General features: G+C 70.8%; 24 protein-coding genes. 9 read left to right on the top strand and 15 right to left on the bottom strand.

The genetic code is table 11. The features are described 5' to 3' along the window. Positions 1 to 68 precede the first annotated feature (68 nt). Both F4558_RS08520 and F4558_RS08515 read left to right on the top strand, forming a co-directional pair. Positions 69 to 848 (top strand): spermidine synthase, encoded by a 780-nt coding sequence (locus tag F4558_RS08520; protein WP_167943740.1) that lies wholly within the window; start codon positions 69 to 71, stop codon positions 846 to 848. Positions 849 to 972: 124 nt separating this feature from the next. Continuing rightward, positions 973 to 2,139 (top strand): AI-2E family transporter, encoded by a 1,167-nt coding sequence (locus tag F4558_RS08515; RefSeq protein ID WP_167943739.1) that lies wholly within the window; start codon positions 973 to 975, stop codon positions 2,137 to 2,139. A 23-nt stretch (positions 2,140 to 2,162) separates the two neighbouring features. Here the strand turns inward: F4558_RS08515 and F4558_RS08510 are convergent, their stop codons facing one another. Further along, positions 2,163 to 3,464 (bottom strand): NAD(P)/FAD-dependent oxidoreductase, encoded by a 1,302-nt coding sequence (locus F4558_RS08510; RefSeq protein WP_053657820.1) that lies wholly within the window; start codon positions 3,462 to 3,464, stop codon positions 2,163 to 2,165. Positions 3,465 to 3,580: 116 nt separating this feature from the next. On the opposite strand from F4558_RS08510, the gene F4558_RS08505 reads away from it, so the two are divergent. Continuing rightward, positions 3,581 to 5,032, top strand: coding sequence for a M28 family metallopeptidase (locus F4558_RS08505; protein WP_167943738.1), 1,452 nt, complete (start codon positions 3,581 to 3,583; stop codon positions 5,030 to 5,032). Positions 5,033 to 5,136: 104 nt separating this feature from the next. Here the strand turns inward: F4558_RS08505 and F4558_RS08500 are convergent, their stop codons facing one another. The 3 genes from F4558_RS08500 to F4558_RS08490 form a co-directional block, all read right to left on the bottom strand. Beyond that, on the bottom strand, positions 5,137 to 5,664 hold the full coding sequence (locus F4558_RS08500) for a GNAT family N-acetyltransferase (protein ID WP_053657853.1): 528 nt from the start codon (positions 5,662 to 5,664) through the stop codon (positions 5,137 to 5,139). Positions 5,665 to 5,803: 139 nt separating this feature from the next. Continuing rightward, complete coding sequence (locus F4558_RS08495; RefSeq protein ID WP_167943737.1) at positions 5,804 to 6,520, bottom strand: VOC family protein; 717 nt, start codon at positions 6,518 to 6,520, stop codon at positions 5,804 to 5,806. Positions 6,521 to 6,644: 124 nt separating this feature from the next. Continuing rightward, complete coding sequence (locus tag F4558_RS08490; RefSeq protein WP_167943736.1) at positions 6,645 to 7,502, bottom strand: alpha/beta hydrolase; 858 nt, start codon at positions 7,500 to 7,502, stop codon at positions 6,645 to 6,647. Between the two features lie 146 nt (positions 7,503 to 7,648). Between F4558_RS08490 and F4558_RS08485 the strand changes: the two genes are divergently transcribed. Together F4558_RS08485 and F4558_RS08480 are read left to right on the top strand one after the other, a co-directional pair. Further along, a complete protein-coding gene (locus tag F4558_RS08485; RefSeq protein ID WP_053657828.1) occupies positions 7,649 to 8,392 on the top strand; it encodes a DinB family protein in 744 nt (247 codons plus the stop codon). Between the two features lie 205 nt (positions 8,393 to 8,597). Continuing rightward, positions 8,598 to 9,188 carry a carboxymuconolactone decarboxylase family protein gene (locus F4558_RS08480; RefSeq protein ID WP_053657829.1) on the top strand — a complete coding sequence of 197 codons (591 nt, stop codon included), beginning with the start codon at positions 8,598 to 8,600 and terminating at the stop codon, positions 9,186 to 9,188. 12 nt (positions 9,189 to 9,200) lie between these two features. On the opposite strand, the gene F4558_RS08475 is transcribed toward F4558_RS08480, so the two are convergent. From F4558_RS08475 to F4558_RS08455, 5 genes are all read right to left on the bottom strand, one after another. Beyond that, on the bottom strand, positions 9,201 to 9,494 hold the full coding sequence (locus F4558_RS08475; protein WP_053657831.1) for a DUF6510 family protein: 294 nt from the start codon (positions 9,492 to 9,494) through the stop codon (positions 9,201 to 9,203). A 64-nt stretch (positions 9,495 to 9,558) separates the two neighbouring features. Further along, positions 9,559 to 10,338, bottom strand: coding sequence for a ferredoxin reductase (locus F4558_RS08470; protein ID WP_167943735.1), 780 nt, complete (start codon positions 10,336 to 10,338; stop codon positions 9,559 to 9,561). Continuing rightward, positions 10,331 to 10,930, bottom strand: a complete 600-nt coding sequence (locus F4558_RS08465) for a sulfite oxidase-like oxidoreductase (RefSeq protein WP_053657836.1) — start codon at positions 10,928 to 10,930, stop codon at positions 10,331 to 10,333. The genes F4558_RS08470 and F4558_RS08465 overlap by 8 nt, the downstream gene beginning before the upstream one ends. 76 nt (positions 10,931 to 11,006) lie before the next feature. After that, positions 11,007 to 12,029: a TerC/Alx family metal homeostasis membrane protein gene (locus F4558_RS08460; RefSeq protein ID WP_053657838.1), complete on the bottom strand. Its 1,023-nt coding sequence runs from the start codon at positions 12,027 to 12,029 to the stop codon at positions 11,007 to 11,009. 207 nt (positions 12,030 to 12,236) lie between these two features. Further along, complete coding sequence (locus F4558_RS08455; protein ID WP_053657841.1) at positions 12,237 to 12,647, bottom strand: DUF2267 domain-containing protein; 411 nt, start codon at positions 12,645 to 12,647, stop codon at positions 12,237 to 12,239. 156 nt (positions 12,648 to 12,803) lie between these two features. On the opposite strand from F4558_RS08455, the gene F4558_RS08450 reads away from it, so the two are divergent. Both F4558_RS08450 and F4558_RS08445 read left to right on the top strand, forming a co-directional pair. After that, positions 12,804 to 13,079, top strand: a complete 276-nt coding sequence (locus tag F4558_RS08450; protein WP_053657843.1) for a DUF2795 domain-containing protein — start codon at positions 12,804 to 12,806, stop codon at positions 13,077 to 13,079. A 33-nt stretch (positions 13,080 to 13,112) separates the two neighbouring features. Then, positions 13,113 to 13,781: a DUF1345 domain-containing protein gene (locus tag F4558_RS08445; protein ID WP_167943734.1), complete on the top strand. Its 669-nt coding sequence runs from the start codon at positions 13,113 to 13,115 to the stop codon at positions 13,779 to 13,781. A gap of 388 nt (positions 13,782 to 14,169) precedes the next feature. Here the strand turns inward: F4558_RS08445 and F4558_RS08440 are convergent, their stop codons facing one another. The 4 genes from F4558_RS08440 to F4558_RS08425 form a co-directional block, all read right to left on the bottom strand. After that, positions 14,170 to 15,144 (bottom strand): pirin family protein, encoded by a 975-nt coding sequence (locus F4558_RS08440; RefSeq protein WP_167943733.1) that lies wholly within the window; start codon positions 15,142 to 15,144, stop codon positions 14,170 to 14,172. Between the two features lie 57 nt (positions 15,145 to 15,201). Then, positions 15,202 to 16,002, bottom strand: a complete 801-nt coding sequence (locus F4558_RS08435; RefSeq protein ID WP_245241293.1) for a cell wall-active antibiotics response protein — start codon at positions 16,000 to 16,002, stop codon at positions 15,202 to 15,204. Positions 16,003 to 16,612: 610 nt separating this feature from the next. Continuing rightward, entirely contained in the window at positions 16,613 to 17,203 is a 591-nt protein-coding gene (locus tag F4558_RS08430; RefSeq protein ID WP_167943732.1) for a hypothetical protein, read from the bottom strand. A gap of 828 nt (positions 17,204 to 18,031) precedes the next feature. Next, positions 18,032 to 18,343 (bottom strand): MazG-like family protein, encoded by a 312-nt coding sequence (locus tag F4558_RS08425; RefSeq protein WP_053656161.1) that lies wholly within the window; start codon positions 18,341 to 18,343, stop codon positions 18,032 to 18,034. 164 nt (positions 18,344 to 18,507) lie between these two features. Here F4558_RS08425 and F4558_RS08420 point away from each other — a divergent pair, with 164 nt between their 5' ends. Next, entirely contained in the window at positions 18,508 to 19,875 is a 1,368-nt protein-coding gene (locus F4558_RS08420; protein WP_167943731.1) for an alpha/beta hydrolase family protein, read from the top strand. A 67-nt stretch (positions 19,876 to 19,942) separates the two neighbouring features. Here F4558_RS08420 and F4558_RS08415 read toward each other — a convergent pair whose 3' ends face one another. Together F4558_RS08415 and F4558_RS08410 are read right to left on the bottom strand one after the other, a co-directional pair. Beyond that, positions 19,943 to 20,656 carry a hypothetical protein gene (locus tag F4558_RS08415; RefSeq protein ID WP_167943730.1) on the bottom strand — a complete coding sequence of 238 codons (714 nt, stop codon included), beginning with the start codon at positions 20,654 to 20,656 and terminating at the stop codon, positions 19,943 to 19,945. 423 nt (positions 20,657 to 21,079) lie between these two features. Next, positions 21,080 to 21,544 carry a VOC family protein gene (locus tag F4558_RS08410; protein ID WP_167943729.1) on the bottom strand — a complete coding sequence of 155 codons (465 nt, stop codon included), beginning with the start codon at positions 21,542 to 21,544 and terminating at the stop codon, positions 21,080 to 21,082. Positions 21,545 to 21,605: 61 nt separating this feature from the next. On the opposite strand from F4558_RS08410, the gene tsaA reads away from it, so the two are divergent. Further along, complete coding sequence (gene tsaA / locus F4558_RS08405; protein WP_167943728.1) at positions 21,606 to 22,028, top strand: tRNA (N6-threonylcarbamoyladenosine(37)-N6)-methyltransferase TrmO; 423 nt, start codon at positions 21,606 to 21,608, stop codon at positions 22,026 to 22,028. Positions 22,029 to 22,074 lie beyond the last annotated feature (46 nt).

Below are 22,074 nucleotides of genomic sequence, written 5' to 3'. Positions count from 1 at the left end.
CGCGGGGGACGCTCCCGCGCCGCCGGCCCGTCGGTGCGCGCTGACGGCGGCTCGGTAGCGTGCCCCTCATGAGCCGCGCTGCCGACCGGTTGGAGCTGGTCGTCGATCCGGTTCGCCGGACCGGGCGCACGCTGCTCGCCGCCGGTGTCGAGCAGTCATACGTGGACGTCGAGGATCCGCTGCACCTGCATTTCGAGTACGTCCGGCGAATCGCCTCGGCGGCGCAGGTGGCCGCACCGGCTGGCGTGCCACTGGACGTACTGCACCTGGGCGGCGGGGCGTTGACGCTGCCGCGCTGGCTCGCCGCCACCCGGCCGGGCTCCCGGCAACTGGTCGTCGAGCGCGACCGGACGGTCGTCGACCTCGTCGCCCGGGAACTGCCGCCGCTGCCACCGGAGGTGCGGGTCGAGGTCGCCGACGCCCGGGACGCGGTCACCGACGCCCCGTCCGACGGGTACGACCTGGTGATAGCCGACATCTACCGGGCAGCCCAGATGCCCCGACACGTACGCACAGTGGAGTTCGCCGCCGAGGTGGCCCGCACGCTGCGCCCCGGCGGGCTGTACCTGGTGAACGTCACCGACCTGCCGCCGCTGGTCGGCACCCGCGTGCAGGTGGCGACGCTGCGGGCGGTCTTCGGCGACGTGTGCGTGCTCGGCGACCGCCGGATGTTGCGGGGACGGCGCTACGGCAACCTGGTGCTCGCCGCGACGCACCGGCCGGGCGGGCTTCCTGTCGGCCGGCTGGCGGTGGCCGCGCTGCGGGACCCGGTGCCCGGCGGCCTGCTGCACGCCGACGCCCTCGACACGTTCATCGCCGGCGCCCAGCCGTACACCGACGCCGACTGACGGCCCTCGCGCCGACCGACGGCCCTCGGACACGTCGGTGGCATACGGGCGGCTCGACCCGCAAAGCACCCGTGCCGCCCGCAATGCCGGGTTTCCGACGCCGCGCGTGGGGAAGGCGCGGCCTGTGAGCAACGCCGACGATCGGGCGACCGCCCGCCGCGCCCTGATCGTGATCGGCCTGGTGCTGGCGACCGCACTCGCGCTGGTCTTCGTGTACGCGACACACCGTGTGCTGATCTGGGTCGTGGTGGCCGCCTTCTTCGCCATCGCGCTCAAGCCGGCAGTGGACCGGCTGCAACGCCGGTTCGTCAGGCGGCGGGCGGTGGCCACGCTGCTGGTGTTCCTCGGCGCGTTCGTGATCCTGGCCCTCGTCGCCACGCTCATCCTGGTGCCGCTGCTGGACGACGTGGGCCATTTCGCCGACCGGGCGCCCGAGATGGTGCGCGACGCACGCGCCGGGCGCGGCCCGCTGGGGCAGCTTCTGGAGCGCACCGGCGCCCGGCGCTACCTCAGCGACCACTCCGACGAGTTGCGCGACGTCGGCACCCAACTGCGTCAACCCGCGGTGGTCGTGCTGCGCGCCATCGTGGAGACGATCACAGGGCTGGTCACTGTCGTCGTGCTCGCGTACCTCATGGTGTTGGAAGCCCCGCGGATCACCGGCGGCGTGCTCACGGCGGCCGGGGACGGTCGGGGTGAGCGGCTGCGCCGGGTGGGCAGGCAGGTGTCGCGGACCATCACCGGCTACCTCACCGGGAACCTGCTGATCAGCGTGATCTGCGGAGCGTTGACGTTCGTGGTGCTGACGATCCTCGGCGTGCCGTTCGCCGGTGTGATCGCCCTGCTGGTGGCGGTCACGGACCTGATACCGCTCGTCGGCGCGACGCTCGGCGCGGTCATCGCCACCGGCGCCGGCTTCCTGCACTCCCCCACCGCCGGGGTGATCGTGCTCGTCTTCTTCGTGGTCTACCAGCAGGCGGAGAACCACCTGCTCCAGCCGCTCATCCTGTCCCGCGCGGTCCGACTCAATCCGCTGACCGTGCTGGTCAGTGTGCTGCTCGCTGTCGAGCTGGCCGGCCTGCTCGGCGCGCTGTTGGCCATCCCGGCCGCGGGCATCGTGCAGACGCTGCTCCGCGAGTACGGCCCGCGCCGGTTCCGCCCGGCGCCCGCCGCCGACGGCGTCGAGCCGGCAGATGAGGCCGAGTCCGACGGTGGCGCCGAGTCCGCGGCTGGCGCTGAGCCCGAGGGCGGCGCCGAGCCGCCCGGCGGCGCCCACTCGCCTCGCGGCTGAACACCGGCCGGGCCTGCGGAAGCTCAGCGGGCGCGGGCCGCGACCTCGGGCGAGGTGCTCTCCAGCGGTACGGCGTTCGCCGGCACCAGACCGAGCTGGACCGCCGGACGGGTCAGCGCGGCGTCCAACGCCCAGTCGGCCCCGACGCGCGTGCGGTTTCCCGGCATCGCCATCAGGTGGTACGCCCGGGTGACCGCCTTCGCCGGCAGCCCCGCCAGCGGCACCTGCAACGGGTTCGCCGCCGCGTCCTTGCCACCCAGGTCGACAACCCAACCCAGGTCGTGGTGCTTGTACGGCTTGCGCCGGCCGAAGCCGTACGACGCGGCGATGTTGTGGGCGGCCAGCTTGCCCTGCCGCTGGGCGTGCTGGGCCGTCATCGTGCAGACCTCGCCGGGCCGGGCCAGGTCGGGCACCGCTGAGGCGTCGCCGCAGGCGTACACCTCGGGATAGCCGGGGACGTTGAGGAACTCGTCGACGACCAGGCGCCCCCTCTCGGTGCGCAGACCCAACTCGCTGACGAACGGATCGGGTCGCACCCCGACGCACCAGACGAGCGAGCAGGTGGGCACGTACTCGCCGTCGGTGAGCTTCACCCCGTCGGCGGTCGCCTCGGCCACCGAGGTGCCCATCCGGACGTCCACGCCGCGCCTTTCGAGCACCCTGTGGGCCGTCCGCGACATCCGCTTGTCCAGCTCGGGCAGGACGCGGGGGGCGATGTCCAGCAGCATCCACCGGGGGCGGACGGTGAGCCGCGGCCGTTGCGCGTGCAGCCGATCGGTGAACAACTGCCCGTGCGCGGCGACCTCGGTGCCGGTGTAGCCCGCGCCGACCACCACGAACGTGGCGCGCGCCTGCTGCTCCGCCGGGTCCTCGGCCTGCTCGGCCAGCTCGATCTGTCGGACGATGTGATCGTGCAGGTAGACGGCCTCGGGCAGGCCGCGGAAGCCGTGCGCGTACTCGGTGACGCCCGGGATGGGCAGCAGCTTGTTGACGCTGCCCACGGCGAGAATCAGCCGGTCGTACGCCAACCGGTTCTTGTCCCCCTCGGCCTGGGTGAACCCGACCCAGCGGTTCTGCAGGTCGACGTGGTCCGCCTCCCCGATGACCACACGGACGCCCTTGAGGGTCCCGGTCAACGGCACCGCGATCCGTTTCGGCTCGACCACGCCGGCCGCCACCTCGGGCAGCAGCGGCAGATACAGGAAGTAGTCGGTGGAGTTCAGCACCACGATCTCAGCCCGGTCCCGGGCGATCCGGCTCAACGTCTTCGCCGCGTGGTAACCGGCGAACCCGGCCCCCACGATCACCACACGAGGTTTCGTCATTGCGGGCCGTTTCCCGTCGAAGCCCCGGACAAACGTGCGACCAGCGCGGCGAACCTGCACAACATCAACGCCGGACGATATGGACAGACACCCCCATCGATGGGCAGGATGCCGGAATGGGATCAGACCAGACCGGCGAGCAGCCCACGAGGCCCACCCGCCGCACGTTCCTGTCCGCCTCGGCCGCCGCCACCGCCGCGACCGCCGCCACCGTCGCGGTGCCCGCGCTCACCGCGCCCGCCGCCGCCAACCCGTCGCACCCCGCCGGCCCCGGACGCCCCGCCCGCCCCCAGCGCCCCGACCGTGAGCTGCGCGACCTGCTGCGCCAGGTCGACCCCCGACGGATCGAGGCGATCGTGCGCCGGCTTGCCGCGTTCGGCACCCGACACACCCTCTCCGACCAGGACGATCCCCAGCGGGGCATCGGCGCCGCCCGGGACTGGATCCACGCCCGCATGCAGGAGTACGCGGCCACGTCCGGCGGGCGCATGACAGTCCAACTCCAGTCGTACGTCCAGCAGCCCGCCTCCCGGATCCCCACCGCCACCCGGATCACCAACGTCGTGGCCACGCTGCGGGGCCAGAGCGCCCCGAACCGGACGTACGTGGTGACCGGCCACTACGACTCCCGGGTCACCGACGTGATGGACGCCGTGAGCGACGCGCCGGGCGCCGACGACGACGCCTCGGGGGTGGCCGTCGTCATGGAACTGGCCCGCCTGATGGCCACCCGTCCCACGGCGGCCACCATCGTGTTCGCCGCGGTCGCCGCCGAGGAGCAGGGCCTGTACGGCTCGGCGTACCTGGCCCAGCAGCTCAAGGCAGCCGGCGCGGACGTTCAGGGCATGTTCAGCGACGACATCGTGGGCAGCAGCACCGCCGACGACGGCACCCGCGACCCGTACTCGGTGCGCCTGTTCGCCGAGGGCGTCCCGACGGCGGAGACACCTGCGGAGGCCACCACCCGGCAGTCCGTCGGCGGCGAGAACGACTCGCCGTCGCGGCAACTCGCCCGGTTCGTCAGGGACGTGGCCGACAACGACGACACCGGCATGCGCGTACGGGTGATCTACCGACGGGACCGCTATCTGCGCGGTAGCGACCACATCTCGTTCCTGCGGGAGGGCTGGCCGGCGGCGCGATTCACCGAGCCCAACGAGGACTTCGCCCACCAGCACCAGGACGTCCGGGTGCAGGACGGCAAACAGTACGGCGACCTGCCCGAATTCTGCGACTACAAGTACATCGCCCGGGTGGCCCGGGTCAACGGCGCGGCGCTCTGGTCACTGGCCCAGGCGCCCGGCACACCCAAGGGCGCCATCATCGTCACCACCGACCTGACGAACAACACCACACTGCGCTGGCAGCGCGGCGACGAGCCGGACCTGACCGGGTACGAGGTGGTGTGGCGGGAGACCACCGCCGCCGAGTGGCAGCGGGTGATCCCGGTCGGCGACGTCACCGAGGTCAGCATCGACCTGTCAAAGGACAACGTGTTCTTCGGCATCCGCGCGGTCAACCACAACGGCCTACGCAGCCCGGTGGCCTTCCCCCGTCCCGGCAGCTGACCCCGCCCTCTTGCCCTGCTCAAGATCCGCGCAACGTCAGGGATCCTGCTGTCTCAGCTGTTGGTGAGGCAGCACTTTCCCTGATGTTGCGCAGATCTTGGCGGTTACGTGGGGGTCGGCGCGGTGATCGCCCACCGTTCGTGGTCCCGCCACGCGCCGTCGATGAACAGGTAGTCCGGGGAGAAGCCCTCCAGCCGGAAGCCCAACTTGCGGGCCACCCGCCGGGACGGCTCGTTGCCCGGCTGGATGTTCGCCTCCAACCGGTGCAGGCCGCCAGCGCTGAACGCGTGGTCGATGACCAGGGCGACGCCCGCCGAGGCGTGTCCGGTGCCGCTGTACGGCTGGAACGCCGCGTACCCCAGGTAGCCGCCGCGTAGCGCGCCCAGCACGATGCCGCTGATGGTGACGTAGCCGGCGATGTCACCGCTGGCCCGGTCGCAGATGAGGTAACCGGAGCTGTCGCGGCGGCGGACCTTGCGCAGATATCCGGCGTACTCCTCGGGGCTGCTCGGCGCGAGCAGCCACGGGTGGTGCAGGTCCCGACTGCGCCGCGCGGCCGCCACGAACTCGTCGACGTCGGTGGGGCGGGGCCGTCGGATCGCCGCGGGACCGCCGGTACGCAGGTATCTCACGGCGGACCACTCTGAACGACCGGCGCGGCCGTTGTCCAGCCGGTGCTCGTGCTCGTGCTCGAACCACGATCAAGTGGTTTCCCTGGGCTGCGTGACCACGAGATCCTGGATCGAGTGTTCGGCCGCCGCTCGGGTGGCGCTATCGGGGCGTCAGGACGCGGAACTCCGTGCCGTCGGGATCGGCGAGCGCCACCCGGCCGGCCACGTCATGGGCGGTGTCGAAGCGCGTCGCGCCGAGGGAGAGCAGACGGTCAACCTCCGCCTGGTGATCACCGTCGGCGACGAGCTCGTACCGCACCCGGTCCCGGCCACCGTTCGGCGCGGGCGGTGGCCCACCCCAGGTGATCTTCGCGCCGCCACGCGGCGACTGGATCGCGGTCTCCTCGTCCTGGTCCCAGACCAGCGGCCAGCCGAGCGCCTCGCTCCAGAAGTATCCGACAGCCTGCGACCCGTCACACGCCAGCGCCCCGACGAACCCGCAGCCCGCGAGGAAGTTGTTGCCCGCCTCGATGACACAGAACTCGTTGCCCTCGGGGTCGGCGAGCACCACATGACCCTCCTCCGGGAGCTGGCCGACGTCGATGTGGCGTGCGCCGAGTTCCAGCGCTCGTGCCACAGTCTGCTGCTGCTCCTCGGCGGACCCGCTCGTCAGGTCGAAGTGCATCCGGTTCTGCACGACCTTCGGATCGGCGGTCGCCGCGAAGCGGAGCCGGAACCCGACGTCGTCATCCGGCAGGACAACTGCCCCGTCGTGTGGATCGTCGACCATCTTCCGACCCAGGAGGTCGGCCCAGAACCGCGCGACACGCAGGGGTTGACTCGCGTCGAAGCAGACGGCAAACAGTTGGCTGGTCATCGCTCTGTTCGTCTCCGATCCGCGGACCGGGCGACTCCACCAGCCGGCCCGGTCTGCCCTTGGAGGCCGAAGCCTACGGCGGAGGCGCGCCGCGCGCAGCCGAGTATTCGCTGCGGAACGGTGATCAGGCAGGCAGGAGCGCGGCGATGTCACCCAGAACCCGGGCCGCCGGTGCCGGGTCGACAAGCCACTTCAGGTGGCTGCTGGTGAGCGTACGGACGTCGTAGGGGTTCTCCGGCGTCAGGGCGTCGCCCTCGCGGATCATCCGGTCCTGCATGGCGAGCGGCACGGAGGTGTCCTCGGTCAACCGCACGTACGTCCTGGGGATCCGCCCCCAACTGTCGGGCTGCGCCCGGTCATCGGGTGTGCCGACGTCGAGGTTCTCGTCGGGCTGGAAGGTGTTGAGGAAGACCATGAACTCCTCGTCCGTCCCGTCGGCGAGGAAAGCCGCCTTCAGGGCCGCGAGGACGTCAGGGTCGGCGGTACGGAAGTTGGAGCGCAACAGCCCGAGCTCGGCAGGGTTCCCGACCATGGCCGACGCCAGCCCTGTGGTGTCGACAGTGGCCATCTCGGGCTCGGCGTAGTAGGCGCCGACGTGGAGGTCGACGGGGCACCAGGCGGAGACATAGACGATGCGGTCGATCAGGTCGGGCCGCTGGTTGGCTGCGACCGTGGCCGTCATACCGCCGCGGCTGTGTGAGACGAGGATGACGGGCCCGTTCCGCTTGGCCCGCTCCAGTGTCCCGATGAGGTGCGCGGCGTTGTCGGCGAGCGTGACGGACCTGATGGCACCGGGCGCGGTGGCGAGCCCTCCGAGATCCTGCGGCGCCTGATAGGCCCGCGGGTACGTCGCGGCGAACCCGTGCCCCGGAAGATCGACGGCTACCGAACGGTGCCCGAGCAGGCCGAGTTCGGCCTGGAGTGGTGCGAACGAGAACGAGTTCGCGAAAGCTCCGTGCACCAGTACGAACGTCGGTGGCATCTGTCCACACTCACTTTCTGGTCCTCTGCGGCGTCGGCGGCGCACCATCCGATGATCCACACTACTCAGCCAAAGATCATCGAAAGACGTAGGTGTTGTCGGACCTGCCCGCTAGCGTCACCGCAACCGTCAACGGGGAGGGCGCAATGGGCCAAGGTGAGTACGCGACGTTCGTCGACAGAGACCTGCGAGGTGCACGGTTCCACAGGTCGACGCTGGCCGGGGCGGTGATGCGCGGCGTCGACGTCAACGGGCTCGACATCGACGCACCGTGGCTGGCCGATGGCACACTGCTGGTCAACGGTGTGGACGTCGTGCCGCTCGTCGAAGCGGAGCTGAATCGGCGGTTCCCGGGGCGCGAGTTGAGGCAGGCGACGCAACCCGATGCCCTGCGCACGGCGTGGGCGGCGACCGAGCGGGCCTGGGCGGCAGCGACCGAGCGGGCCACGGCGATGCCCGAGGGCGCCGTCCACGTCTCGGTCGACGGCGAATGGTCGTTCGCGCAGACGCTGCGGCATCTCGCCTTCGCCGCCGACGCATGGCTGGGCAAGACGATCCTTCGCCGGCCACAGCCATTCCACCCGTTCGGCCAGCCCCACACCGAGTACGCCACCGACGGCTTCGACATGTCGGTGTTCGCCACCGAGCAGCCGAGCTTCACGGAGGTGCTCCGGTTGCGCGCCGAGCGGCAGACAATGGTGCGCGGCTTCCTGGCCACCGTCACACCGGAGCTGCTCGCCGAGCCTCGGCCCACCCCGTGGTCACCCGACCACGAGGAGCCGGTCGTGCACTGCCTTCATGTGATCTTCGACGAGGAGTGGCAGCACCTCCGCTTCGCACTGCGTGACCTTGATACGCAGAGCCGCGAACCGAGCGCCGCCCACCCGTGATCGACAGGTGACGGCAACCATCGACTGATCGGCAGCCGCATTCGAGAACACCGCCGACGTCACCGCCGCCCTACCGCCGCCCCGTGGTGCGCCGACGCCGCTGCGGTGACGCCATCTGAGTGACACCTCCTCGCTGACCTCGGCGCTCTGTCACGTGCCGGCCCCGGCCGGTGTCTCATGCCGAGACCACCGACGAGGAGGAGCAATGACCGGCGACACAAGGATTCCCCCGGCCGAGATCACGGGCCTCTACGGCGCCGTACTGAAGAGGTTCAGCAGGAAGATGCTCGGCCGGGTGCCCGACGGGCTCGGTGTGCTGTGGCACCACCGGCAGGTGCTCAAGTTCAACTTCGGCCTCGGTCGACGGGCCGGTAAGTGGAACGAGTGCGACAAGGACCTGAAGTCGTACGCCCACATGGCCGTGGCGTCGTTGATCGGCTGCTCGTTCTGCCTGGACCTGGGCTACTTCCAGGCGCACAACGAGGGCCTGGACGTGACAAAGGCCCGCGAGGTGCCGCGCTGGCGCGAGTCGGACGTCTTCACGCCGTTGGAGCGCGACGTCCTGGAGTACGCCGAGGCGATGTCGCAGACGCCGCCCACCGTCACCGACGAGTTGTCCGCCCGGCTGGTCACGCAGCTCGGGGCACCGGCGGTGGTGGAGCTGACCGCCTGGGTGGCGTTGACCAACCAGTTCGCGCGGGTCAACGTCGCCCTCGGCATCGAGGCCGAGGGGCTCGCGGCGTCGTGCGGCCTGGCACCCCTGGCGCAACCGAGTGGCGCAGCCGCACACGCGTAACCGGCGCTCCGGTCACAGGGGGCCGGGGCGCGGCTGCTCCATCGGCATCGGGACCTGGAGGTAGGTGGTGCCGCGCAGGTCCAGCCAGGCCCGGTCGGGCCCGCGGACCAGTCGCAGCATCACCTCCTCGCAGGACGGGCAGCGGGCGACCATGCCCGGCGCGTTGGCGAAGACACGCAGGCTGGCCATCGAGCCGGTCGTCCCGCAGTTCTCACAGCGGCCCGTCGCGGTGCTCAGGTCGACGGCGAACAGCTCACGCAGCGGGCCGTCGAGCATGTTGCCGTCCAGGTACGACATCTCGGTCATCGGGTCTCCTCGACGAAGCGGGCGATGCGGGGCGGGGCGAGCGGGGCAGTGCGATGTGGTGCCGTCAGCCGGTCGGGCCGAAACGTTCGGTCTTGACCCGCCGCGACGGGTGGCCGAGCCCCACCAGCAGGTCGGCAACGGTTTCCACGAACCCGGTCGGGCCGCAGACGTAGGTGAGCGGTTCCAGATCCGGCGGCCAGCCATGTGTGTTCACGTCGGCCAAACCGATGCGGTGTGGTTCGCCGCGCCACCCCTCGGGCGCCTCACGGGTGTAGACGTACGCGACGTCCAGCCCGAAGTCGTCGCGGGCCCGGCGGCGCAACTCGTCGCCGTAGATCAGATCGGCGGGGGTGCGCACCGAGTAGAGCAGCCGGAACGGCACCTTACTGCCCGCCACCCGGCGGGCGCGGATCATCGCCATCAGCGGCACGACGCCCGAGCCGCCGCCGAGCAGCTGCACCGGCGCTGTCTGCTCCGGCCGCCAGATGAACCAGCCACCGAGCGGTCCGCGCACCTCCACCGGGTCGCCCACACCAAAAACATCGATGAGGTACGGCGACACCTCGCCGTCGGGGACCCGCTGCACTGTCACCTCGATGCGCGGCCCGGCGGGGCCGTCCACCACAGGCCCGGCGATCGAGTACGACCGGGCGGCCTGGTAGCCGTCCGGCGCTGTCAACCGCAGGTCGACGTGCTGCCCGGGCAGGTGCCCCGGCCAGTCCGGCACCTCCAGCACGAGGGTCTGCGCGGACCGCGTCTCCACCCGGCGCTCCACCAGCCGGCCCACCTGCCACCGGTTCGGCGCCGGGCGTTCGGTGCCCTCCGCGACAGCGCGCTCAGTCACCCTGGTACCGCTGTTCGCGCCACGGGTCGCCGTAGTCGTGGTAGCCGGCGGTCTCCCAGAAGCCGGGCTGGTCCATCGTCTTGAGCCGGATGCCGCGCACCCACTTGGCGGACTTCCAGAAGTACAGGTGTGGCACCAGCAGCCGCGCCGGCCCACCGTGCTCCGGTGCCAGCGGCTTGCCGTCGAAGGTGTGCGCCACCCAGGCCCGGCCGCCGCGCAGGTCGTCCAGTGGCACGTTTGTGGTGTACCCGCCGTACGAGTGCGCCAGCGCGTAGTGCGCGCCGGTGTCCACACCGTCGAGCAAGGTGTCCAGTGAGACGCCCTGCCACGTGGTGCCGAGCTTCGACCAGCGGGTGACGCAGTGGATGTCCACCGTCGGCGTCTCCTGCGGTAGTGCCATCAACTCCTGCCATGACCACCGGCGTTCGGTGCCGTTCTCGACGGAGATGACGAACTCCCAGGTGTCCAGCGACACGCGAGGTGTCGGGCCAGCGGAGAGCACCGGAAAGTCCTCGGTCAGGTACTGCCCAGGGGGCAGGGTCGGCTCCTGTGATCGGGGCCGACCCTGAAAGCCCGGTGAGACGATTCCCATTGCTCAGTCGTACCATTCGCGCCGGCCGGGGCGGGACCTTTCCCGCGTACCCCCTCGTCGTGCCGGCGTGCCGGCGTCAGTGCCGCTCGGAGACGACCTCGCGGCGGTCGGGTTGCTGCCCCCTGGTGGCGCGCAGGCTGGTCAGGGTGACCACCACGAGCACGCCGATGATCACGCCGAGCGAGGCCGGGGTGGGGATCTCCGGCACGCTGTCCCAGATGCCGTGCGCCCAGTGCAGACCCAGCTTGAGGCCGATGAACGCCAGGATGATGGCTAGGCCGTAGCTGAGGTGGACAAGCCGGCTCAACGCGGCGTGCAGGACGAAGTAGAGCGCCCGCAGGCCCAGCAGGGCGAAGGCGTTCGTGGCGAAGACCAGGTACGGGTCCTCGGTGATGCCGTAGACCGCAGGCACCGAGTCGACGGCGAAGACGATGTCGGTGGCCAGCACCGCAACCACCACCAGGGCGAACGGGGTCAGTGCCCGCTTCGCGCCCTGCCGGACGGTCATCTTGGTGCCGTGGTACTCATCGACCACCGGCATGATCTTGCGCAGCAGCCTCACCGACCGCATCTTGTTGATGTCGACTTCCTGCTGGTGCCCGGAGAGGGCGTCACGCAGCAGCTTCGCCGCCGTGGCGAGGAGGATGAGCGCGAAGATCAGGAACGCGAAGTCGAGGGTCTGTAGCGCCGCCGCGCCCAGGGCGATGAAGACACCTCGCAGCACCAGCGCGCCGGCGATGCCGTAGAGCAGCACCCGCTGGGCGAGCACGGACGGCACCGCGAACGCGGCCAGCAGCAGCATGAAGACGAAGAGGTTGTCGACCGAGAGGGACTTCTCGACCAGGTAACCGGTCAGGTATTCCACGCCCTGCTGGGAGCCGTAGCGGGCCCACACCCAGCCGCCGAACGCCAGCGGCAGCGCGATGTAGAACGCCGACCAGCCGACCGCTTCCCGCATGGACACCTCGTGCGGGCGGCGCGTCACCAGGAAGTCCAGGACGAGCAGCACCAGCACGCCGACGATCGTCACCGCCCAGAGGGTGGGCGTGCCCACCGACGTCAGCGAGCTTGCGGCGGACAGGGGCGACAATTCGGTCATCGGTTCTCCTCGAACACCAAGTCATGTTCGAGGTCTCCTTCACCCATCGGAGATGGGCAACCACCCGAGGCACGCCGGGCGCGCCGTACTGACCGGTATGGTTCGTGGGAAGTACTCCCCTCGCACGACCAGGTTAGGCCAGCCTGAATCGCCACGCCAAGCGGGACACCGATGGTTGCCCTGGCCAACCGCTGTACGTGCCGACTCTCACGCACGGCGCAACGTCGCGCCGGGAGCCATCGCCTGTTCCACCAGGTCGCGGTAGTCGCGCGGAAGCTGAGTGGCCACGTCGTCGAACTCCCCGCCGGTGATCGCCTCGCGCAGCGTGGTGAAGACCGCCCGGACGGCGTCACGGGCGGCAAGCTCGTCCACGCCGGCGCGCAACGCCACCCGCGCCACGAACTCGGCGGCACCGAACCGGTCGGCCTGCTCGGTGCTGGGGCTCGGCTTCAACACCAGTTGCAGTGGCTTCGGCAACTGCGCGGCCAGGTCCAGCACCTCGCCACCGGTCAACCGCTCGGCGAACGTCTCCAGCACCGCACGGGTTCGCTCCACCGCCTGCTCGGACGACGTCGCCGTGCGCTGGGAAACCTGGTCGACAAAGGTGTCGTAGTTCATGCGTACCCCCTCGGGCTTGTCGACGGCGCCTGCGGGTACCCGCGGCGGCGCGACGGAAACGGCGCCGGATTTCCTGCGCCGGCCCGGCGTGAGCAGGCGGCGGGCGGGTAACCGCCGCCCGTCGTGACCACATCGAGGCCCCGAGGAGCCGCTGTTATGGCGAGCTACGCCGACGTCCTGCAGTACCTGTCGAGCCTGGACTACCCGGCCGAGAAGGACGACGTGGTCCGCGAGGCCGAACGGGAAGGCGCCCCGCCGGACGTGTTGAAGGCGCTGCGCGCACTGCCGCCGGCAGTGGACTACGCCAACGGCAACGAGGTGGCCCGGTCCGCCGGCATCGACGCCGCGCCCGAGGTGGGCCCCGCGCAGCGTGCCGAGCAGGCGCGGGACAAGAAGCACAACCGGGTGTCGCAACACCTCCGCGGCATCTGACCCGACGGTGACAGATTCGGCCGGGCCACCCGGATGACCGGCAGGCGTCCTCTGCCAGGCCGCCCGGACGGACACACCTCCGCCTCGGCGCAGCTCGTCGTCGTGGCAGTGGTCGGGATCGTCGCCGGCGGCGCCTTCGCCATCACGGTGTCACCGCCGCTCGCCCCACTGGCCGGCTGGGACGCCGCCGCGCTCACCTGGCTGGTGTACGTGTGGCGCACGATCTGGCCACTGGACGCCACCCGGACCGCCCGGCTGGCCGTCTACGAGGACCCCAACCGGGCCATCCGTGACGTGCTCCTGCTGGTGGCGTGCATCGCCAGCCTGCTCGCCGTGGGACTTGTCGTCGCCAGCGCGCACGCGGCACCACCCGGACGGGTCCGCGACCTGTACGGCGGGTTGGGCGCGCTCAGCGTGCTGCTCTCCTGGCTGGTCGTGCACACCGTGTTCGCCGCACGGTACGCCCGGATCTACTACACCGGTCCGGACGGCGGCGTGAACTTCAACCAGCCCGAACCGCCCCGCTACACGGACTTCGCGTACGTCGCTTTCACCATCGGGACGACGTTCCAGGTCTCCGACACCAACCTCACGAGCAACGAGATGCGTCGGACCGTGCTGCGACATTCGCTGCTGTCGTACCTGTTCGGCGCGTTCATCATCGCCGTCACGGTGAACCTGCTGGCCGGCCTGGCCCACTGATAGGGCGCGCGTGTTTGGTGCCCTGCTGCGGCCGTCGGCGCTGGGAGTGTGAGGCGCTCTACCGATCGCGTTGACGCGGGTCAGGAGCGCCGGGACAGGCGGGCGCCCCGAGGCCACGAACCGCGACCAGGGGCGCCACGCAAACCTGCCCAGGCGATGAACCGCGCCCGAACCGGATCGCGGCCACCCAGCGGTGGATGCCCGCTCGAACCGAGCGGCCAGCACTGCCGGGTCCAACCATACGACACGACATCCTCCGTACGGTCATATTTTGCCAAACTGTGGGCCAGTGCACTTCAGAGGTGGTCGACCTCATCGTGTTGTCCGCTGTCTGCATGACGTCGCCGGTCGCGCGCCGCGCGTGGCCCGCAGCCACCTGTCGGACGGGTCATCCGTGCAGGCCACCGGTGCGGTCACGGGCCTTGAGGCGGGTGGTGGGCAGGGCCGGCGCTGGCAGCGGCGGCGCCGCGTCGTCGGCGACCACACCGAAACGCTCACCCCCGGCCATCCAGTCCTCCCGGGCGGCGACGACCTCCTCGTGCGAGCGACCGACGAAGTTCCACCACATCACCAGCGGTTCCTCGAACGGCGCGCCGCCCAGCAGCAACAACCGGGCCCCCGTCCCGCCGCGCACTGTCACCTCCGAACGACCCGTACCCAGGTAGAGCAGCGCCCCCGGCTCGAACCCGACCCCGGCGGCCTCCGCGGACCCGGACATCGCCAGCACGGCGTACTCGAAATCGGGCCGCAACGGCAGCGTCGCCGGCGCCTCACCACTCAGCTCCAGCTGCACGCCCACCAGCGGTGTGTGCACCACCGCCGGGGACCGCTGCCCGGCGAAGTCGCCGACAAGCAGGGTGAAGGTCACGTCGTCGTCGCGCCAGCGCGGCAGGTCGGCGTGGTGCGCGAAGCCGGCCGAACCCGCCCGAGCCGGGTCCGGCAGCGCCACCCACAGTTGCACGCCGTGCATCACCGGCGGATGCGCGGCCGGCGACCGCTCCGAATGGGAGATGCCGTGCCCGGACGTCATCACGTTGAGCTGACCGGGCCGGATCGGCTGGACGTTGCCGAGGCTGTCCCGGTGGATGATCTCGCCGTCGAGCAGCCAGGTCACCGTCTGCAGGCCGGTGTGCGGGTGCGGCGGCACCTCCATGCCGGGACGCTCCGCCACGTCGTCCGGGCCGAAATGGTCCACGAAACACCAGGCGCCCACCATCCGGCGCGGACGCTGCGGCAACAGCCGACGGACCGTCGTGTAACGCCCCAACGGCACGTCGTGGCCGGGCAGCAGCACACTGCCCGGATCCGCGTCGGCAACGCCAGGTGGTCGGGTCTGCGCCAGCATCGATTCGGTACGCTCCACCGCCCGACTGTACGCTCGCGCCCCGACACTTCCCCGGCATCTCCGCGCACCAGCGGATCACTGGACGGCGGTCACCGTGACCACGCCCGCGCCCGCCACCAGGTCGAGGAAGAGCCGATCCGTCGACCGGTCCCACCCCGGCGTACTCAACAACGAGCCCGCAGCCACCCCGGCCCAACGCTCGCCGGGCACCGCTACCGACCCGGCGCCCGCCACCACCCGAACCCGCACCGGCGGTGACCCCGGCACCCGGACGTCGAGCTGACTGGTCCCGCCCGTCAACCGCACAGTCGTCGTACCTCCACGCACCGGCGGAAGGATCACCTCGCTACGGGCCGAACCACCCACGAGCTCCACACCCAACAGCCGCGCCCGGGCCAGGTCGAGCACCTGCTCGCGTACGCCACCGACGAGCTGGAGACGCCAGGCGACCCGCTCGTTGAGCACCACCCGCGCCGCCCGCTCCCCGGTCTCGCCGCTGGCCACCACGCCCAGCCGGACGGTCTCACCTCGCACCGTCGGCCGCACTGTCACGCTCGACCCGGCGGGGCTGCTCATTCGGTACAGGTCGTCGCCCAGGTCGGCCACCCGCAGGTCGAACGAGGCAAGCCCGTCCGCGAGCACGAACGTAGCCTGCTCACGCCCCTCCAGCGGCGCCGTCACCGTATGCTCGGCAACCGCCGCCGCGCCCTCGCCGCCCTGCCTGGTGCCGTCTGGCCTGCTGCTGTCTTGCCTGCCTTGTGGCCTGTTGCTGTCGGGTGCGCTGGAGTAGGTCATGCCGAGGCGGTTCGGAGCGGCGATGATCACGACTACGGCTGCGGCACCCAGGACCAGCACGACGACGGCGGCAGCCAGCAACAGGCGAGCGCCAACGGACCATCTCGGGCGTCGCTGAGCGTCGGCCGGTGGCTCAGTCCCACGCGGCGGCTCGGCTCCACGTGGTGGCGCTGGCTCGTGTGATGGCTCGGCCCTGCGCGGTGGTTCCGGTTCGCGCGACGGCTCCGGCCCCGCCTGATGATGTTCTTCGTTCCCCACTGCGGTCATGTCTGCGTCCCTCCGCCGGTCCCCGCCAGTGGGTACGTACCCGTAGGCGAAACGGATCACTCCGCGCTGACCACGCCACTCCCCTCCGTCGCCGACCACCGCATCCCGGGCAATTCGGTTGGCCAACAGTCACCTGGCCGGGTGTCCGCTATAGGTGGGCCCGGGGCGCCTGCTCTCCGGGCGGGCATTCGGCTGCCGGTGCCCCAACCTCTGCCCGACCTGCGTATGCCGGCTTCCCGGCGCGAGACGCCCGGACATGCCGATGGCCAGCACCCGTTCGCGGTGCCGGCCATCAGTCGTTGTCATGCCAATGGCTTGCACCCCTGCGTTGAGGGGTGCCGGCCATCGGTCGTGGCTGCAATGCCGATGGCCGGCACCCCGTGTTCGGGGTGCCGGCCATCGGTGTGCTGGGGCCTGTGGTGGGTCAGCTGTTCCAGTACTGGGCGACCAGGTCAGCGGCCTGCTGCTCCCACTGGGCGTAGGCGTCCGGGTACGCCGACACCTGCACCGTCTGCGCGGCCACGGTCAACGGCATGTCCTGCCACCCGTCAACCTGCTTCAAACCCTTCAGGAACGCGGTGGTGGAGTAGTCGGGGTCGGTGATCTGCTCCGGCGTACCCCAACCCGAGCTCGGACGCTGCTGGAACAAGCCCTGCGAGTCATGATCGTTGCGGTCACCCAGGTGACCCAGGTTCTCCAACTTCGACTCCTGCAGACTCGTACCGATCGAGATCACCGCAGCCCGCTCAGGCATGCCAGCCTTCTTCGTCGCAGCGATGATCGCCTTCACATTCGCGGTCTGCTCGTCGTTGAGGGCGATCCGGGACTGCGCGCCCTGCGTACCGTGCGGGATCAACTTGCCGGTATCAGGCTTGTCGGCCTGCACCACCGCGACCGGCTTGACACCCACCGCCGCAGTGGCGGCGTTGTGGCCGGCGATCGGGCCGGCGAAAACACCACCGGCGAACGCGAGACCAGCAACGGACAGCATGCTCTTACGAATGATCGTGTTCATGGGGGTAGCTCCTTCGGGGGTAGGAAACACCCACACACCACCCGGGGGGACGGCGCACGGGTGTGAGCACCTCGTCCGGCGCTGCACAAAACAACAAAGGGGGGAAAGTCATCGACGGCGGCCGGGCGCGGGGGCGCCTCTAGCGGCCGGTCCATGTGTAACCACCCGGGGGCCGGGACCATTCCCGGGGCGGCCATCCATCGGCAGCCGCGTCGAGCCGGCGCCACGGTCGTTCGGAGGTCTACAACCACCGGGCCGGGCCAGGCATTCCACCCGCGCCGCCCAGTCACGCAACCCGGCGCGAGCGGGCCGAGCAGTTGCGCATCCCGGCGCCGAGCGGGCCAGGCGATGCATCCCCGCGAGGGGGTGGCCTGCGGCCGGTGGTACTGCGACCGTCAGGGTATGTAACCTGGCCGGGGCCGCCACGATTCCGGCCTGAGGATGCCACCGGCCACACCCAGAAACCCGCCACCAACGGACATACCACCCACACCACGCCTGCGGACGCCGGCCGAACCGGGCACCCAGGCGATGGTCGACTCGGGTTCCTTGAAACCGGGGCATCCACCCCAGCCGGACACACCGATTACAAGGAACCCGAGTCGATCAATCACTGCGGTCGCCTCCGGCCGCCGCGCCAAGCCCACCCCGCTGCACAAATGCCCCGAAAACCGCCCCCGGGGCCGCCCCGGAACCCCGGGGCGGCCCGGGGACCGCCCGGGGACCGCCCGGCACCGCGCTGGGACCGCGCCGGGACCGCCCAGCCCTACAACTCCGGTCACCTGCACCAGCCGGCAGGGCAGGCAGACACGCAGGCTCGGGCGGGCGTTAGGGCATTAGGCGGGCTTTGACCTTTGCCGCGCACAAGTCCAGCACCGTCTGCGCGTCCAGGCCCAGGCTCTCGATGGCCACCAGGGCCGTGAAGGCGACGTCGGCCAGTTCGGCGGCTACGTCCTCGCGGGTGTGGGTGACGCCTTTGCGGGGGTTCTGCCCGAGTAGGCCGATCCACGCCGCTGACGCCTCCCCCGCCTCCTCGGTGAGTTTGAGGATGCGACATGTCAGTTCCGTCTGGCCGGTGCCGTTGGCCGCGTCCAACCAGCTGCGCGAGGCGCGCGCCGCATCCCAGATCGACTCGTTCACGTCGACCAGTCAACCGGACCGCCCCGGCGGACCAGGCGACCGGGTCGCTCCCTGAGTGGCTGGTCAGTACCGCCATTGACAGTGTTCGACGGCGGTCCTAGGTTCAGGGCGCTACCGGCCGGTAGGCAACCGTCCCGCCTGCGTCCGTCCGATGGGGAGCATCGATGCTGTCCGTACCCGTTCGTACCCTGCGCCGCCTGCTCGCCGCCACCGCGACGCTGACCCTGGCGACCAGTCTCGCCGGTGCCGCGCCGGCCAGCGCCGCCACCCACGATCCGCGTGGCAGCCAGCCGCTGCCGGGCTACACGTTCGAGAATCCGCCGCTGGCGCCGCTGGTGGTGGCCGGCAAACCGACGACGGTACGCCAGGGCGTACACCGTCACGCCGCGTACATCATCGAGGTTCCGGCCCGGTGGAACGGTGACCTGGTGCTGTGGGCGCACGGCTACCGCGGCCAGGGCACGGTGCTCTCCCCGGAGCCGCCGGCCTTCGACCTGCGTCAGCGGGTGCTGGCCCAGGGGTACGCGTGGGCGTCGTCGTCGTACGACCGCAACGGCTTCGACATCCGCTCGGGGGTGCTGAGCACGAAGGACCTCGCCGACCACTTCGGACGGACGGTACGCACGCCCCACCGCACGTATCTCGCCGGGGTGTCGATGGGCGGGTACGTCATCGGTCGCTCGCTGGAGCAGTACCCCGGCTTCTACGACGGCGCGCTGCCCATGTGCGGGGTGCTCGGCGATCAGACGCTTCTCGACTTCTTCCTCGACTACAACCTTGTCGCGCAAGCGTTGGCCGGGGTGCCGGCCTATCCGACGCCGGCGGACTACCTGACAAACGCGGTGCCCCGCATCCAGGTGGCGCTGGGTCTGGCGGGGCTCACGCCCACCGGGCCGGACACCACCACCGAGCGCGGCAAGCAGTTGCGGGCCATCACGGTGAACCGGTCGGGCGGGCCGCGTCCCGGCGCCGATGCCGCCTTCGCGGTGTGGAAGGACTTCCTGTTTTCGATCGCGGTGACCGACGGCGGCACCTCCCCCGCCCAGCGGCCCGGTCAGATCTCCACGAACCTGCTCACCCGCTACAGCCCGAACAGCCCCGTGAACGTCAACGCGACAGTGCAGCGGGTCGCTCCGGAGAATCTCGCGCAGCGGCTCCTGCCGACGCTCACCGAGGTGCCGAAGATCGCCGGCCGTCCGAGCGCGCCCGTGGTGAGCCTGCACGGCCTGGGTGACCTGTTCGTGCCGTTCAGCATGGAGCAGGCGTACGCCACCGACGTGGCGCGGCACGGTCGTAGCCGGCTGGTGGCGCAGCGGGCGATCCGCACGGCACAGCACTGCGAGTTCAGCCCGGCCGAGGCCGGCGCCGGCTGGGATGACCTGGTGTCATGGGTACGCACCGGCAAGCGCCCGGCCGGCGACACGGTGACCGACCCGGCGGTGGTGGCGCGACCCGACTACGGCTGCCGGTTCAGTGATCGGGCAGCGTACGTCGCCGGCGTCGGCACCCGCCGCCTGTATCCGGCCTGCTGACGGTACGCGCACACGACGACGCCGGCCGGCCCCGTAACGGGTGCCGGCCGGCGCGTGTGTGCGGGTGTTACGAGAGCTGCTGGACGAGGTCCGCCGCCTGCTCCTCCCACTGCGCGTACGCGTACGGGTAGGCGGAGACCTGGACGGTCTGCGCCGCGGCGGTCAGCGGCATGTCCTGCCAGCCGCCCACGTTCTTCAGGGAGTTGAAGAACGCCGTGGCGGAGTACTCCGGGTCGGTGATCTGCTCGGGCGTGCCCCAACCCGACGACGGGCGCTGCTGGAACAGGCCCTGCGAGTCGTGGTCGTTGTACGCGCCCAGGTGGCCGAGGTTGTATAGCTTCGACTCCTGCAGCGAGGTGGCGATGCCGATCACCGCGCCACGGTCGCCGACGCCGGTCTTCTTGGCGACGTCGATGATCTCGCGGGCGTTCTCGATCTGCGCGTCGTCGAGCGGGATGCGCGACTGGGCGCCCTCGACGCCGTGCGGGATCAACTCGTCGCGGCTGGGCTTGCCGGCCGGCGGCTTGCTGGTCGGGGAGCCTGTGGTGAGGCCCGACTCGACGGGCTGGTCGTCCTGGCGGGCTTCCGTGGCGGCCTTGCCGGTGGCAAGGTCGATGGCGGCGACGGCACCCTCGTGCGGTCCGGAGGTGACCGGGGCGGCGACCGCGGTGGGGGCCAGCGCGAGTCCGCCGAGAGCGGCGATGCCCACCACGCTCAGCGCGGTCTTGCGGTGTTTGTCCTTAGCGATGGCCGGGAGCCATCGAGTGAAGTCGACCTTCACGATGGTTGCCCTTTCGATCGTGCGGAACGCTCCGGGGTGAACGCTCCTCGGGAGATGACCGCGGAGGGTGTTTGGCTCCGGCGGTTCAGGGGACACAACCGGGTTGCGGTGTCGGTCATTCCGGATATGCGCAGTGCTCGCCGAGATGGGGTTCCGGTCACTCGCGGGCATGGGACAGTGCGCCCAGCACGGCCGAAATAGGTGACGGCGCACACCGACGCTCAGCGCGTTGATCGACTCGTGTTCCTAGAACCGGGGTGTTCGAGCGCGTCGGATGCCCCGGTTTCCAGGAAGGCGAGTCGATCAACGACACCCGAACGCCCTGAGCGAGGACCAGGGGACGTCGGACGTAACAGCCGGTGACGGCTAACCCATGTCACGGTCGGTAACGGTGCGACGGTGAGCCCGGTCACCCGTCGCCGCTCAGGCGTCGCGTCCCGTTCCGAAGCCGTCCAACCCGGCCCGCTCCTCCGGCGTACGCAGCTCCTCGAAGACGGTGATCTGCAGGTCGGCGGGTGCCTCGAGGCGGGAGTTCAGAGACTGCCACGGGGTGAGGGTGGGCGGCGCGATCTCGGCCGCCCCGGCGGCGACAAGCCGGGCGGTGGTCGCCCTGGCGTCGTCCACCTCGAAGGCGACCCGGATGCGGGGCGCGACCTGCCGACCCACCTCGACCTCGTCGATCATGCGTTTCTGCGCCGGGTTGGAGATCTCCAGCGTGGCGCGGCCGGCGTCCAGGATCAGGACCCGGGCGTCCCCGTCGCCGCTGAACGCCGCCTCCTCGGGCAGCCCCAGGGCGTCGCGGAAGAACGCGACAGCGGCCTCGTAGTCCTCGGCCTCCACCACGAGGCGCAGCTGACGGACGACGGGCGCGGGCTGCTCTGCGGTCATGACCGCAGATCGTAACGTCGGTCGGCGACGGTAGATTCAGGCAGTCCGGAAGGGGTCGAGGATGGCCGACACAGACGAGGCGTACGTGCTGCGGCCGGTCGGCCGGGTCGTCTCGCCGCTGACCGACGCGGCGAGCGCACCCCGGCAGGGCGACGAGGGTACGCCGGCCGCCTGGCTGGTCTTCGACACGTCGGTCGAACGGGCTCTGCGTGACCTGTCGGTGGGCGCGGAACTGCTGGTGCTGACCTGGCTGGACCGCGCCCGCCGAGACGTGCTGGCGGTCCACCCGCGCGGCGACGAGAGCCGACCGGAGACCGGTGTGTTCAGCACCCGCTCCCCGCACCGCCCCAACCCGATCGGCCTGCACCGTGTCCGGGTGTTGGCCGTCGATGGGCTGCGGGTGCAGGTGGCCGACCTGGAAGCCCTCGACGGCACCCCCGTGCTCGACGTCAAGCCGGTGCTCGGCGCGGTGAACGAACGCTGACCGTCGACCGACGCGCCAGCCCACAGCGCGACCCGTCGACCGACGC

This window comes from Micromonospora profundi (genome assembly GCF_011927785.1).
Classification (GTDB): domain Bacteria; phylum Actinomycetota; class Actinomycetes; order Mycobacteriales; family Micromonosporaceae; genus Micromonospora; species Micromonospora profundi.
The sequence above is the reverse complement of the archived record's forward strand: the minus strand, read 5'-3'. Positions and strand labels throughout refer to the sequence as shown.

Bases quoted from the DNA above. Each gene is read 5' to 3' on its own strand.
- F4558_RS08520 (WP_167943740.1), top strand. From the start codon at position 69: ATGAGCCGCGCTGCCGACCGGTTGGAGCTGGTCGTCGATCCGGTTCGC.
- F4558_RS08490 (WP_167943736.1), bottom strand. From the start codon at position 7,502: ATGCCACCGACGTTCGTACTGGTGCACGGAGCTTTCGCGAACTCGTTC.
- F4558_RS08420 (WP_167943731.1), top strand. From the start codon at position 18,508: ATGCTGTCCGTACCCGTTCGTACCCTGCGCCGCCTGCTCGCCGCCACC.
- F4558_RS08495 (WP_167943737.1), bottom strand. From the start codon at position 6,520: ATGACCAGCCAACTGTTTGCCGTCTGCTTCGACGCGAGTCAACCCCTG.
- F4558_RS08510 (WP_053657820.1), bottom strand. From the start codon at position 3,464: ATGACGAAACCTCGTGTGGTGATCGTGGGGGCCGGGTTCGCCGGTTAC.
- F4558_RS08455 (WP_053657841.1), bottom strand. From the start codon at position 12,647: ATGAACTACGACACCTTTGTCGACCAGGTTTCCCAGCGCACGGCGACG.
- F4558_RS08445 (WP_167943734.1), top strand. From the start codon at position 13,113: ATGACCGGCAGGCGTCCTCTGCCAGGCCGCCCGGACGGACACACCTCC.
- F4558_RS08480 (WP_053657829.1), top strand. From the start codon at position 8,598: ATGACCGGCGACACAAGGATTCCCCCGGCCGAGATCACGGGCCTCTAC.
- F4558_RS08460 (WP_053657838.1), bottom strand. From the start codon at position 12,029: ATGACCGAATTGTCGCCCCTGTCCGCCGCAAGCTCGCTGACGTCGGTG.
- F4558_RS08505 (WP_167943738.1), top strand. From the start codon at position 3,581: ATGGGATCAGACCAGACCGGCGAGCAGCCCACGAGGCCCACCCGCCGC.
- tsaA (WP_167943728.1), top strand. From the start codon at position 21,606: ATGGCCGACACAGACGAGGCGTACGTGCTGCGGCCGGTCGGCCGGGTC.
- F4558_RS08475 (WP_053657831.1), bottom strand. From the start codon at position 9,494: ATGACCGAGATGTCGTACCTGGACGGCAACATGCTCGACGGCCCGCTG.
- F4558_RS08465 (WP_053657836.1), bottom strand. From the start codon at position 10,930: ATGGGAATCGTCTCACCGGGCTTTCAGGGTCGGCCCCGATCACAGGAG.
- F4558_RS08450 (WP_053657843.1), top strand. From the start codon at position 12,804: ATGGCGAGCTACGCCGACGTCCTGCAGTACCTGTCGAGCCTGGACTAC.
- F4558_RS08430 (WP_167943732.1), bottom strand. From the start codon at position 17,203: ATGAACACGATCATTCGTAAGAGCATGCTGTCCGTTGCTGGTCTCGCG.
- F4558_RS08485 (WP_053657828.1), top strand. From the start codon at position 7,649: ATGGGCCAAGGTGAGTACGCGACGTTCGTCGACAGAGACCTGCGAGGT.
- F4558_RS08410 (WP_167943729.1), bottom strand. From the start codon at position 21,544: ATGACCGCAGAGCAGCCCGCGCCCGTCGTCCGTCAGCTGCGCCTCGTG.